The sequence below is a fragment of the Micromonospora sp. WMMC273 genome (assembly GCF_027460285.1).
GTDB lineage: Bacteria > Actinomycetota > Actinomycetes > Mycobacteriales > Micromonosporaceae > Micromonospora > Micromonospora aurantiaca.
On sequence record NZ_JAPZBE010000002.1, the window covers coordinates 102,420 to 113,801 of the forward strand.

Annotated in this window: 16 protein-coding genes; all 16 read right to left on the reverse strand. The window is 72.6% G+C overall.

The genetic code is table 11. The annotated features are described in order from the left end of the window. Positions 1-2: 2 nt before the first annotated feature. Positions 3-290 carry a hypothetical protein gene (locus O7611_RS31515; RefSeq protein ID WP_269698227.1) on the reverse strand — a complete coding sequence of 96 codons (288 nt, stop codon included), beginning with the start codon at positions 288-290 and terminating at the stop codon, positions 3-5. Next, positions 287-463 carry a hypothetical protein gene (locus O7611_RS31520; RefSeq protein ID WP_269698228.1) on the reverse strand — a complete coding sequence of 59 codons (177 nt, stop codon included), beginning with the start codon at positions 461-463 and terminating at the stop codon, positions 287-289. The genes O7611_RS31515 and O7611_RS31520 overlap by 4 nt, the downstream gene beginning before the upstream one ends. After that, positions 460-993, reverse strand: coding sequence for a hypothetical protein (locus O7611_RS31525; protein WP_269698229.1), 534 nt, complete (start codon positions 991-993; stop codon positions 460-462). The genes O7611_RS31520 and O7611_RS31525 overlap by 4 nt, the downstream gene beginning before the upstream one ends. Next, positions 990-1,367, reverse strand: coding sequence for a hypothetical protein (locus O7611_RS31530; RefSeq protein ID WP_269698230.1), 378 nt, complete (start codon positions 1,365-1,367; stop codon positions 990-992). Before O7611_RS31530 ends, O7611_RS31525 begins: the two co-directional genes overlap by 4 nt. A gap of 506 nt (positions 1,368-1,873) precedes the next feature. Next, entirely contained in the window at positions 1,874-2,254 is a 381-nt protein-coding gene (locus tag O7611_RS31535) for a DUF4262 domain-containing protein (protein WP_269698231.1), read from the reverse strand. Then, positions 2,235-3,224 (reverse strand): hypothetical protein, encoded by a 990-nt coding sequence (locus tag O7611_RS31540; protein ID WP_269698232.1) that lies wholly within the window; start codon positions 3,222-3,224, stop codon positions 2,235-2,237. Before O7611_RS31540 ends, O7611_RS31535 begins: the two co-directional genes overlap by 20 nt. 1,046 nt (positions 3,225-4,270) lie before the next feature. After that, a complete protein-coding gene (locus tag O7611_RS31545) occupies positions 4,271-4,801 on the reverse strand; it encodes a hypothetical protein (protein ID WP_269698234.1) in 531 nt (176 codons plus the stop codon). Continuing rightward, on the reverse strand, positions 4,798-5,697 hold the full coding sequence (locus O7611_RS31550; RefSeq protein ID WP_269698236.1) for a ParA family protein: 900 nt from the start codon (positions 5,695-5,697) through the stop codon (positions 4,798-4,800). Before O7611_RS31550 ends, O7611_RS31545 begins: the two co-directional genes overlap by 4 nt. A 401-nt stretch (positions 5,698-6,098) precedes the next feature. Next, positions 6,099-6,383 carry a hypothetical protein gene (locus O7611_RS31555; protein WP_269698237.1) on the reverse strand — a complete coding sequence of 95 codons (285 nt, stop codon included), beginning with the start codon at positions 6,381-6,383 and terminating at the stop codon, positions 6,099-6,101. Positions 6,384-6,406: 23 nt separating this feature from the next. After that, positions 6,407-7,276, reverse strand: a complete 870-nt coding sequence (locus tag O7611_RS31560) for a DNA-processing protein DprA (protein WP_269698239.1) — start codon at positions 7,274-7,276, stop codon at positions 6,407-6,409. A 65-nt stretch (positions 7,277-7,341) separates the two neighbouring features. After that, positions 7,342-8,388: a DUF932 domain-containing protein gene (locus tag O7611_RS31565; RefSeq protein WP_269698241.1), complete on the reverse strand. Its 1,047-nt coding sequence runs from the start codon at positions 8,386-8,388 to the stop codon at positions 7,342-7,344. A gap of 207 nt (positions 8,389-8,595) precedes the next feature. After that, complete coding sequence (locus tag O7611_RS31570; protein WP_269698243.1) at positions 8,596-8,817, reverse strand: hypothetical protein; 222 nt, start codon at positions 8,815-8,817, stop codon at positions 8,596-8,598. Further along, positions 8,814-9,512 carry a hypothetical protein gene (locus O7611_RS31575; protein ID WP_269698245.1) on the reverse strand — a complete coding sequence of 233 codons (699 nt, stop codon included), beginning with the start codon at positions 9,510-9,512 and terminating at the stop codon, positions 8,814-8,816. Before O7611_RS31575 ends, O7611_RS31570 begins: the two co-directional genes overlap by 4 nt. 83 nt (positions 9,513-9,595) lie before the next feature. After that, positions 9,596-10,039 carry a hypothetical protein gene (locus O7611_RS31580; protein WP_269698246.1) on the reverse strand — a complete coding sequence of 148 codons (444 nt, stop codon included), beginning with the start codon at positions 10,037-10,039 and terminating at the stop codon, positions 9,596-9,598. Between the two features lie 6 nt (positions 10,040-10,045). Next, the gene (locus O7611_RS31585) at positions 10,046-10,210 is read right to left on the reverse strand and encodes a hypothetical protein (protein WP_269698247.1); all 165 of its coding nucleotides are present in this window, start codon (positions 10,208-10,210) and stop codon (positions 10,046-10,048) included. Further along, the gene (locus tag O7611_RS31590; protein ID WP_269698248.1) at positions 10,207-11,346 is read right to left on the reverse strand and encodes a hypothetical protein; all 1,140 of its coding nucleotides are present in this window, start codon (positions 11,344-11,346) and stop codon (positions 10,207-10,209) included. The genes O7611_RS31585 and O7611_RS31590 overlap by 4 nt, the downstream gene beginning before the upstream one ends. Positions 11,347-11,382: the final 36 nt, after the last annotated feature.

An 11,382-nucleotide genomic window follows, 5' to 3' on the forward strand; every position in this document is an offset into this window, starting at 1 on the left:
GGTCACCTCCGGTCCAGCTCGCCGGAGGCGATCCGGGCGCGTAGCTGCTCCTCGCGGCGTTCCCGCTCGGCGGTGATCACCCGCCGCTGCGCGCGGTTCGTCCAGACGTGCGCGCCGATGATCACCGTGAGGGAGACGAACCAGGCCCCGGTCCGTGCCCACACCGGCACGGGCATCACGTCGAGCAGCACCCCGAACGTCAGCGCGGTCACGATGGCCACGCCCAGGCACAGGAAGATGACGTTGACGGTGCGGTAGTAGCGCAGCCGCTGGTCGAGGTCGTCGTTCACCGGGCTCTCCTGGCGTGGAGCAGGTCCGCGGCGATCGCCACGGCCAGGACGAGCGCGAGGAACACCAGCACGGCCAGCCAAATCGGCCCGTCGTGTTCCTCCAACAGGCCGGCGGCGATCCACCCCGCCGTCAGGCACGCCAGCCCGAACAGCAGCGTCCGGCGGCCGGTCACGGCCTGCCCGCCTCGGGGTTGCTGCCCGGCGCGACCGGGACGGCGTCTCCGGTGCGGTGAGTGCGGAAGCCGTGCCAGATCAGCCGGACCGGCTCCTGGCGGGCGGCCGGGCCGACCCAGTCGCGTAGGCCCTTCCAGTCCCCGGCGTCGTGCAGCTCGCGGCAGCGTCCGCACACGTACCACCGGTCACCGGAGTCCATCTGCGCGTCGAGGACGGCGAGCTGGAACGGGGTGAACGGGTAGTACGCGATGACCGGCTCGCCGCCGCAGAAGTCGCAGACCAGCACCCCGCCGTTGTGGCCGATGGAGTGGGCGCCGCCGGGCAGCCCGGCCGCGCGGCGTTCCTTGATCAGCGTGGTGGTGGTCAGCAGGTGCTCCAGCCGTTCCCGCCAGTGCGCGCCGCCCTCCCGCTCGGCGTAGTCCAGCAGCCGGTTGACCTCGGCGGTGTCGTCCGCGCGGTGAGCGGCGGCGACGCGGTTGGTCAGTTCGTGGAACCAGGCGGCGGTGCTGGTCTCCTCGGGCATGGTCATGGCGCACTCCTGACGATCGACTCGTTGTCCCGCACGATCGTCGCGGCAGCGACCCGCGTCAACGTGGTCAGCCGGCTCAGGTACTCCCCGACGGGGGCGAGCCACCGTGCGGGGGCGTCGGGGTGGAACTGGCGGGCGGTGAGGTCGGCGATGTGGTCACCGATCGCCGTCGCGCGGTGGGCGAACCCGAGGACGTGGCAGTCGGGGTCGATCCAGCCGATCACCGACACGGACTCGGCGGTGATGCCGAGGGTTCGCAGGGTGTCCGTGAGACGATCGGCCGCAGCGATGCAGTCGCCGTCGGAGACGGTCGATGGCTGCTGGCAGGTGAGCACGAAGCGGATAGCGGCTTCGTCGATCCGGTCCAGTGGCATGGGCGGGGGTTCCTCCTCGGCTGCGGACCGTTCCAGGCGGTCCCCCGCTAGCCTATCCACTAACCCCTAAGTAGTCAACTACCAGGGGGTAATTACGGGCGGGGGCCGCGACACCGCCGCATCGCCAACCGCGGCGTGTACGCCTCCTCGCAGTAGAAGCACCCCGGCCCCTGCATCAGCAACAGGTTCTCCCGATCCAGCAGCGCCGGACCATCCTCACCAGACCGCTCCGGGACCACCCGGAACCCCGCGAACACCATCCACAGATGCTCGCCCGACCGAGGGTCGAACTCCGGCAGCCGATCGACCTGCCCCGGCACCTCCTGCACGTGCCCGGTCCCGCTCCACCCCGCTGCCATCCACATCCCCTCCGACCGCTCGCGGCTGTCCTGCCGCGAACCGCGACCTCGTACGCCGTCCGGCGGCCCCGGCCGCCCACGCCGACGATGCCCCGGCAGCACCGTCGGCGCCACCGGCTCGTCAGGTCCCTTCACCCGGCCCACGGGTCACACCGTAGGCGGCTCATCGGTCAACCCGGGAACCACCTCCCACACCCGCCACCGGTCCCCGTACAACGCCGTCGCGTACCGCAACACCCGCCGCGCCACATCCATCGGCACCGCCCGCACCCCCACCGGCCGCCGGAACTCCCCCACCGCGTACAACAGCTCCGGCGTCAACTCCGCTTCCAGCGACCGCCGCGCCAGATCGTTGAGCACCCGGGCCGCGACCTCCACCCGCACACCGATCAGCACCAGCTCCGGCAACCCCGCCTCGGTCAGCCCCACCGTGTACGCGATGTTCGGCCCGACGCCCTTGACCGCCCACCCGTGCGCCGCCACCACCTCGCGCACCGCGGCCACCGTCTCATCCTGATCGTCCTCCACCATCGGCTCCCCCGTTCTGCAGATGGTCGACCAGCCGCCGAGCCGCCGAAGCCGACCTCGGCGACCATCCACCCCGGCGCAGCACCTCCACCAACGGCGACCCCTCCGCGAGGTCGTCGACGGCGCCGCCCAGCCGGAGATCACGCGGCGTCGACGGGGGTAATCCTGCCCTGACCACCAGCCGCGCCCAGATGCGGTGCAACCCGCGCACGTTCAGCCGGCCACCGTCCGCCCCCGACGTCCCCGCCTTCGGCCCGCACCCCGCGATGTTCTGCCCGGAGTCCACCGACCGGAACAACGGACCCGACCGCACGCCGGCGGCCGCCAGCACACCCAGCCACCCCGCCGCCGCCTCCACCGGACACACCTCCTCCGGATCATGGTCGTGTTCCAGCTCCCGCACCTCCCCGGCCACCCGCACCACCAGCGCGCCGTCGACCAGGTCCACATCGGTCACGTCCAGCTCGACCAGCCGCGCCACCGGCACCGTCAGCGCGTGCGCCAACGTCACCAGACACCGGTCCCGCGCCGCCGCCGCAGGCTTGTCCAGGTTCAGCCCCCGGGCCACCACCGCGGCGAGCACGCCACGCCGCACCCCCCGTGGGGTGTCACCTTCCGGCTGATCAGCGGTATGGTCAGCCTCACGGAGCACGAACCACGCCGCGACGCCATCTGGCACTGGCTCGCCGCGTAACCGCAACACCGCCCTGACCGCGGCCACCCGGCCCCGGGCAGTCGCTTTCGCGTACCCGTGCTCCCGGACCAGCGCTTCGGCGTACTCGGCGAGATGCTCGGAGGTGGGCGGCTTGGTCACCGACAGACCCCGACCCCGCCGCCACGCGTTGAACTCCCCGAACACCCGCTGGTACCGGGCCATGGTCTGCGACTCCAGCCGCCCGTCGTCGCGTCGGGCCCTGCCCGCGACGGTGAGCGCCCGGTCGACGGCGCTGGCCTGCTGCTTTTCGCTCACGGCGACCTCCTCCCGCTGATCCTAGGGTAAGGGCCGGGAATAGCTGTTTCCGGCCCTTGATGGCCCGAGCGGGGCACGGCCGGCGCGGGCAGGTGTCGGGCACTGCGGCGCTGGTCGCGGGTCGGGGCCGTGGACCTCGCCGGTACGGGCGGGGGGTGCCGATGATCTTGGCGGGTGGGGGTCGGGCCGGGCCGGCGGCCGCGGTGGTGGCTGTTCGGGGTGGTGGTGGCCAGTTCCCCTGTTTTCGGGGTGACTGGCGCGGGCGGGCCGCCGGGTGACCGGGAGCGGGCCGGTGGCCCTGTTCCCCTGTTTTCGGGGTGACAGGTGACGGCGGGCGGGGGCGTACCCGGCCGGGTTGCGGGGTGTCCTGCCGCGAGGGCTGGTGCGGGGTGGGTGGCGTCGGCGGTGAGGTGCGGCGCCGGGCGGCTCGGCGGGCGGTCGCGTGTGGAGGCGGCCGGGCGGGTCGCCGACCGGGCGGCCGGGTGGTCGGGTGCTGAGGCGGGCGGGTGGCCCGGGTCGAGGGCTGGCGGGTGGTCAGGGGCCGGGGTGGTTGTCCGATCCGGTGTCCGGGCGTGCGGGCTGGTGAGCAGGCCGGTGGGCGGCTGGTTGTCCGGGTGGTTGTCCGGGCGCGCGGGCTGGTGAGCGGGTTCGTGGGCGTCTGGTTGTCCGGACCGGTGTCCGGGCGGGTGTCTGGTCTGCTGTCCGGGTGGCTGTCGAGGTGACCGGGTGGTCCGGCGGGTACGCGGTGGCGAGGGTCGGCACGAGGCGGTCTGCCCCGGCGTGCGGGTGGCCGGGCGGCACGGTGGTCCGGCGGGTGTGCGGGTAGCTTGCCGGTGACGCGGGCGGGCCGGTGGTCACGGGGCCACGTGGCTAGCCCCGTACGGGGCCCCGTGATCTGCTAGCTAGCTTGCTAGCCAGTCTGCTAGCAGCGTGGCTAGCTGTGCTGCTAGCTGTGCAGGTGGGTGGGCATGAAGGAGGGCCGGCCGGGGCGTGCGTTCCCCTGGGTGGGGAGGCGTCGCCCCGGGCCGGCCCCGGGTGGTGCGTGGTCAGTCGCGCAGATCGGTGCGCGGGTAGCCGTACTCAGCTTCGAATGCGGCGTCGAGGAGCTGCGGGGACAGCGGTACGCGGCCGAGCAGGGCGTCGCGGATGACCTCCTGCTGCTGGTAGCCGGTCATGTCCGCTTGGAGCTTGACGGCGGCCTGGATCCACTTGGTGAGGCGGGTGCCGTCGCGGGACCAGTCGGTCATGGGGTCGCGGCGCTTCTTGCGCAGCTCCAGCAGGTCCGTCACGGACACGGCGCTGGCGACGGTCTGTGCCGGGGCCGGGTTGCTGAGGACGCGGTCGAGGGAGGTCGCGCCGGTCGGCTCGGCGGTGCGTACCGGGGCCGGTTCGGGAGCCGGTGCCGGGGCAGGTGCCGGGGCGGGTGCCGGGGCGGGTGCCGGGGCGGGTGCCGGGGCGGGGGCGGGCTCGGCGCGTGCCGGGGCCGGGGTGGCGGGCTGCTCGTCCGGGTCGCGGCGTCCACGCCGGCGGGGCACGTTGTGCGGCTGCACCGGCTGGTCGAAGCCGTTGGCCGTCATGCGTCCGCTCCGACGTCGATCGCCGCGGCGAGCTGCTTCATCATGTCGACCACGCCCTCACGGCGCAGGCGGGGGTCGTAGAGCATCGGCACGGCGAGGTCGGTCACCTCGGCGATGCGGGTGAGCCGGGGGATGTGCGGTGTGAGGACCGGCGGGGCGTTGTCGCCGAGGGAGGCGGGGATGGACTTGACCCGGCCCTGGTGCAGCTTGGTGTTGGACACGACGAGGTTGACGATGACGCCGAGGATGTCGACGTCGATGTCGAGCTGGTCGGCCCATTCCTCGACTTCGGCGAGGACGCGCTGCGCGCCGGTGATGGCGTCCTTGTGGGGTTCGGCCACGATGTAGACGCCGTCGCCGTTCTCGGCTTCCAGGCTCTGCACGACGTTCTGTTCCAGGTGGCCGAGGGCGGGCCGGCAGTCGAACAGGGTGTAGTCGTAGTCGTCGGTGACGCCGTAGAGCACGCGGTTGAGGCGCTGGTGCGAGCCGGGTACCGCGGCTTCGCTGTTGCGGTCTTCCAGGGACAGGCTCGCCGGGAGCACGTCGATCAGCTGGGCTTCGGGGCTGTCCCAGCCGCAGCGGACGATCGCGGCGCGGGCGCCGCCCTTCTCCCGGCGGGCGAGGACGTCGCCGATGCTGCCGTTCGGGCCGACCTCGGCGGCGACGCGGCCGGTGAGGTTGGCCTGGGGGTCCATGTCGACGACGAGGACGCGGCGGCCTCGAGCGGCCAGCCCGGAGGCGGCCATGGCGGTGATCAGGGTCTTGCCGACGCCGCCCTTGTTGTTGATGAAGGCCAGGCGGCGGCCGAGGGGTTCCGGGGTGTCGTGGTGCGGGGCCACGACGTCGACGGCCGCGACCCGCGGTGCGGGCACGGCCGGTGAGGTGCCGGTGGACATGGTGAGGACAGCTCCTTCCGGGTGGTCGACCCGGCGCACGGTGGGCGGGGTCGGCCGGTCGGTGACGCGGACGTTGGTGGGTGTCGGTGCGAGCTGGCGACAGTTCGCGTCGACTCCGTGATGGTGCCGGTCGCGCCTGGTGGCGGTCGCGGCGGGGGTCAGGGTAGCCCGGTTCGGGCCGGGAACGGCGGTGCCAGGCCGGTTGAGGGCTACGCAGACGGGTCGGGGTGGGCCGGTCATAGGTGCGGTGGGCCTTTCTCGGTGGGTGGTTCCCAGGCCGGTCCAGGCGGTCGTGGGAACGTCGGGGATGGTACCGACTCCACAGAAGATGATCAACTAGCTGGGGGTGATATGGGGTCACCCCGGGCCGGTGGGTGGCCCGGGGTGACCTGCGGTGGGGGTCAGGTGCGGGGGGTGGCCTGCGGGGGGAAGCAGGCGAGGCAGGGCATGGCCTGAAGCCCGGCGGCTTCGGTGCGGGTGACGAGGATGCCGCCCGGGGGGTTCCAGCCGCAGCGGGTGGTCACCGCGCGCTGGCCCTCGATGGGGATGCCGGCGACCCGGCGGTGGGCGGGGGTGCGGTGGGTGCGGGAGGAGATCCACACGTCGCGGGCGGCGGTGTCGTTGGCGGCCGGGCGTGGGGTCGGGAACCGTACGTGGCCGCGGGTGCTGTGAGCGAAGGTGCGCATCGTGGTTGTCCTTTCGGGGTGGGTTATCGGGGGGTGAGGGCGTCGTGGGCCTCGGTGGCGGTGCCGACGAGGCGGGCGTGCCGGTCGCGGATGAGGGCGTGGCAGCCTGCGGAGTGGGTGGAGGTGACCGGGCCGGGGACGGCGGCCACCGGCCGGGTCATCCGGCGGGCGTGCTCGGCGAGGGTCATCGCGCCGCCTCGGGTGGTGGTCTCCACGATCAGCACGCCGGAGGTGAGCGCGGCGGCGAGCTGCAGCCGGCGGTGGTGGCGGTCGCGGGTGAGGGTGGCGCCGGGGGGTTCGGCGGTGACCACGAGGCCTTCGGCGGCGGCGTAGGCGTACAGGTCGGTGTGGGCGGTGGGGTGCGGGTTGTCCAGCCCGCTGCCGGACACGATCAGCGGCGGCATGCTGTGCCGGGTGACGGCAGCGCCGCGCAGGGCGGCGGCGTCGATGCCGAACGCCGCGCCGGAGGCGACGGTCCAGCCGTACCGGTCGGTGAGGTCGTGGGCGAGCTGCTGGGCGAGGTGGGTGCCGTAGGCGGTGGCGGCGCGGGAGCCGGTGACGTACACCGACTGCGCGGTGGCCTCGGGCAGCATTCTCGGGCCCTGCACCCACAGGCAGAGCGGGATCGCGTTGGCGGGCAGGTCGTGAAGCTGGGCGGGCCACTGCGGGTCTCCGGGCAGGACAGCCCGCGCGCCGAGGCCTTCGGCGGTGGCCAGCGCCCGGCGGGCGCGCAGGAGCACGGACGCCGGGTCGTGGTGCAGGTTGAGCAGGGCGGCCGGGCCGTGCCGTTGGACGGTCGCGAGGTTCGTGTGGTCGGTCAGCAGGGACAGGGCGACGTAGCCGAGCCGGACCATGTCGTCGGTGATGGGGTCCGGCAGGGTCGTGGGGTTCACGGTGCCTCCGTGGGCAGATGGGAACCGGCCGGGTGGCGGTGGCCACCCGGCCGGGTGCGGGCGGATCAGGCGGACTTGACGACCTCGCGGGCCAGCTTCACGGCCTCGACCTTCAGCGGCTCGTAGCCGTTGAGCATGGTGCGGGAGAAGTAGCTCTCCTCGGTCTTGTACGGCCGGATGTGGTCGGCGAACTCCCCGGCGGCCTGGACGAGGCCGTACACGGAGTCGCGGATGCCGTTGCAGGTCCGGCCGTCGATCAGCTTGTTCATCTCGCCGATCGTCATTTCCAGGGCCTTGGCGACGCGGGGCTGGGCCAGGCGCTCCTCCAGCGTGGTGCGGGAGGTGGGGCGGCGGCCGATGGTGTTCTCGATGACCCGGGAGATCGCGAACTGCTCGATGAAGGTCTTGCGCTGGATCTTGTTGACCTTCACCTGCAACATGGCGCGGGCCTCTTCGATCGTGTGTTCGATCTGGGCGTGGGACTTGGCGAGGGCGACCTTGGCCTCCTCGACGCGGTCCTTCCACCCGGAGGTGTGCTTGAAGCTGTACGCCGAGCCGTCGCGGTCGGCCTGCATATCGGCGGCGTGCCAGGTGTTCGCGCAGACGATGCGCACGTTGGTGGCGATGACGCGCAGGGCGGCGGAGCCGTCGTGGCTGTTGAGCAGGGCCATGTAGGGCTGCATCGGGGACGGATCACCGGGGATCTCCCGGATGCCGCCGAGGCGGGCCAGGGCCCACACCCGCTTGCCCTCGTTGAGCGCTCCGGCGGTCTCGTACTGGATCTCGCCGTCGGACTTCTCCATGATCGCTTCGAGGATCTGGCCCATCTCGCTGTGCGGGATGAGGTGGTAGGTGCCCTTGGCGATGTCGAGGCGGGCGCCGGTGTCGGAGCGCTTGATCTGCTTGAACCCCTCGATCACCTCGACCTTGGCGAAGCCGCGCTCGTCGGGCTCGCCGGCGATGTCGTAGGCGGGGAACTCGACCGGCTCCCAGTCCAGGCCGGCGAGGCGGCGGGCCTCGTCCCAGCTTCCGGGGTACTCGTCGAGGATCTTGCCGAGGCCGTGCCACGGCACCTCGCGGACGGAGAAGCCGGTTTCGAAGTAGGCGGGCATGTGGGGTGTCCCTTCTCGGTTGGCGGGCCGTTCCAGGTGACCCGCCGTGACACCCATAGGTTAACCCCCTACCCGTGAAGTAGTCAACCTATAGGGGGGTTTATTTTGCGGGTGTCCCGCTGCGACGCTCGCGGCTGTCCTGCCGCGAGACGGCGGCGGGGGCGTGGCCACCGGCCACGCCCCCGCACCTCCCGCACCCCCCGGGTGCTACCTCTCGATGTAGCGGTAGTCCCACCAGCCGAGCTGGTGGCCGATCTGCATGGCCTGCATCCGCTTGGTATCCTCCGGCGCGTCGGTGTCGAGCACCGCCAGCTCCCGGACCTGGTTCAGCGCCTGGGCGAACCCGCGCACGAACGGCAGCACCTCCTGCGGCTCCAGCCGCAGCACGGCGTTGTTGACCTCCAGGACGTACCGATGCCGGGCGCTCACGGCTGTCCTCCCGCGACGGCGGCCGGACGGCCGAGCAGCTGCACGTGGATCGTCCAGCCGTGGGTGAACACCACGCCGGTGAGCATCCCGCCGACGAGCTGGTCGTGGGTGACCGTCTTGTGGTCGGTGGCCAGCCGCGCGCACCACGCCTGCCACACCTCGGCGGTGGGCAGGTGCACGTAGATGGTGTGCAGCTGGCCGGTGATCGTCAGCGACAGCGGCTGTCCGGCGTCCTGGCACACCTGGCCGATCCACTGCGTCATCAGCCCGCACGGCGCCGGGTCCGACGCCGGACGCTCCGGCGGGGCCTGCACGACCGTCAGCCGCGGCCCGTCCGGGTCGGGCACGACGTTGCCCGCCGGGCCTGCCGCCGGCCGGCCGTCGAGGTCCAGCAGCGCCAGCGCCGGGCCCGGGTCGGCCGGGGCCGCCACGGCGGGCATGACCACCGTCGGCGCGCCGCTCGCGGCAGGAGAGCCGCCAACCCGGGCCGGTGGGATCAGCGGCAGCACCCGGGCGGGCGCGCCCGGGGCGGCGAGCGCCACGGCGGCCGGGCGGCCGTCGACCGGGGCGGGGGTCGGTAACGCCACCACCGGAGCCACCGTCGCGGGTGTCGTCCCGCGACCGGTTGTCGGCACCGAGGCCAGCCGCCGGACCGGAGCGGGCTGGTCGTCCTGCGCAGTCGCAGTCGTGCTCATCGCAATGTCCCCCTGCACTTCATCAAACCGGCTCGATGATCAGACATCACATGTCCATGATCAAGGCATCCGACGATCGGTCATCACGGACGCCACGTTGAGTCGAAAGAGGATACCGGTGGTATTCCCTTTCTCGCACGGCAACCGTCGCACCACGACGGCGACGCCACCGTGCCGTAGGCGCGGGGGTGCTGGTCCCCGCAGCCGGTGCACGGGCCCCACCGCACCCGCCGCGCCGGGCGGGCCGGGAAGGTGCCCGGCGCGGTCCGGCGGGCCAGCACCCGGTACTGCTCCGGGCTCGGGCACGTCGACCAGTGCGCGGTGAACCGCGGCAGGTGCGTGCCCCGGGCCTTCTCCTGCTCGGTCAGCTCCCGCACGCCCCAGCCCCGGCGGCCCAGCCGGACGGTGACGAGGTTCCCGGCCGGGTCACGGCCGAGGTCCACCGGCACCGCCGGGCCGGCCGGGGTGGGCAGGAGCACCACCATCGACCCGCAGGAGCAGGTGCGACGGGGATACCCGCTGCCCACCGCCGGCTACCGGGCCAGCAGCGCGTACACGGCGATCGTGTCCGACGACGCCGGCGGCGCCGTGAACGCCTTGCACCGCCCGCAGTAGCCCTCCTGCTTGTCGACCGGATGCCACGACCGGGCCGCGCACCTCGGGCACACGAACGGCTTGCGGCTGTCCTGCCCGCTCACGTCTTCGCCCCGGCCAGCCGCCGCCGCGCCGCCGCCTCCTGCGCCGCCTGGTGCGCCGCGAGCTTCGCCTTCGAGTCCCCGGCACGCTGCTCCGGCACCACGTTCACCGGCACCCCACCGCCCGGCGGTGTCTCGGCGACCGGGTCGGCGGCGGCCCGCGCCACCGCCGCCGCCTCGTCGACGAGTTGCTTCTCGGCCTGATCCCAGTGCGGGCAGGCGTCTTCCAGCAACCGGCGCGGGGTGAACGTCTTCGCCGTACCCGCCGCGATCAGGAACGCCCGCTCGACCAGCGGCCACGGCCGCTCCCGGATGAACGGGTCCGCCAGGACCTCGGCGAGCACCGACGCCGACCACCGCGGCCGCTTCGTCGTGCACGCCTTGTGCAACGCCTGCTCCTCGGCGCTCAGCCCGTGGGGGTTCTGATCCTCCGAAGAGGACTGCTGCTGCTCCTGCTCTGCGGTAGGAGCGACCGCCCACTCCGGCGGCTCGTCGGAGGAAACAGCAGGAGAAGGAGGAGGTTCATTTCTTGGAGGTTCAAAACCCCTTCTAGGTTCCCGCCCTGTTTTCGGGGCAACATGTTCCCCCCCACAGGGGGGTACATGTTCCCCCGTTTCGGGGGCAACTTGTTCCCCTGTTTTCGGGGTAACTGACTGTTCCCCCGTATTCGGGGTAACTGCGTTGGCCTGCGCTTTCTTCGCCCGGCGGGCGTCGCGGGCGTCCTTTTCGGCCTTGCGCTTCAACTCCAGCAGCGGCTTGTGCGCCTGATACCACTGCTTCAGCGAGGTGATCCCGGTGTACCCGGGCGGCGGCAGCGAATGCACGGTGTAGACGTTGTGCCGCGGCATACCGGCCCACGTCTTCTCGACCGCCCCGACCTGGATCAACTCGGTGAGGTACGGGTCGATCTTGTCGCCCCGGGACAGGCCCATCATCACCGCGAGGTTCAGCTTGCCCGTCCACACGAACTCGTCGTCGCGCTCACGGTTCACGTGCATCCGCAGCAGGTTGTACAGCGCGATCGCGTGCGGGGACACCCCGGACAGCGGTACCCAGTCGAAGACCTCCGTGCGGGCCGGCGGACGGCGTCCGCCCCGGACCTCGACCTCATCACTGGTCTTCGGGTTCCGGGCGGTCATTCGCGCACCCGGATCGTGGTCGTGCTCATCATCGAG

What these genes read in the sequence shown, in the direction of transcription:
- O7611_RS31525 (WP_269698229.1), bottom strand. Translation starts at nt 993, where the DNA reads ATGACCATGCCCGAGGAGACCAGCACCGCCGCCTGGTTCCACGAACTG.
- O7611_RS31530 (WP_269698230.1), bottom strand. Translation starts at nt 1,367, where the DNA reads ATGCCACTGGACCGGATCGACGAAGCCGCTATCCGCTTCGTGCTCACC.
- O7611_RS31545 (WP_269698234.1), bottom strand. Translation starts at nt 4,801, where the DNA reads ATGACGGCCAACGGCTTCGACCAGCCGGTGCAGCCGCACAACGTGCCC.
- O7611_RS31550 (WP_269698236.1), bottom strand. Translation starts at nt 5,697, where the DNA reads ATGTCCACCGGCACCTCACCGGCCGTGCCCGCACCGCGGGTCGCGGCC.
- O7611_RS31555 (WP_269698237.1), bottom strand. Translation starts at nt 6,383, where the DNA reads ATGCGCACCTTCGCTCACAGCACCCGCGGCCACGTACGGTTCCCGACC.
- O7611_RS31565 (WP_269698241.1), bottom strand. Translation starts at nt 8,388, where the DNA reads ATGCCCGCCTACTTCGAAACCGGCTTCTCCGTCCGCGAGGTGCCGTGG.
- O7611_RS31575 (WP_269698245.1), bottom strand. Translation starts at nt 9,512, where the DNA reads ATGAGCACGACTGCGACTGCGCAGGACGACCAGCCCGCTCCGGTCCGG.
- O7611_RS31590 (WP_269698248.1), bottom strand. Translation starts at nt 11,346, where the DNA reads ATGACCGCCCGGAACCCGAAGACCAGTGATGAGGTCGAGGTCCGGGGC.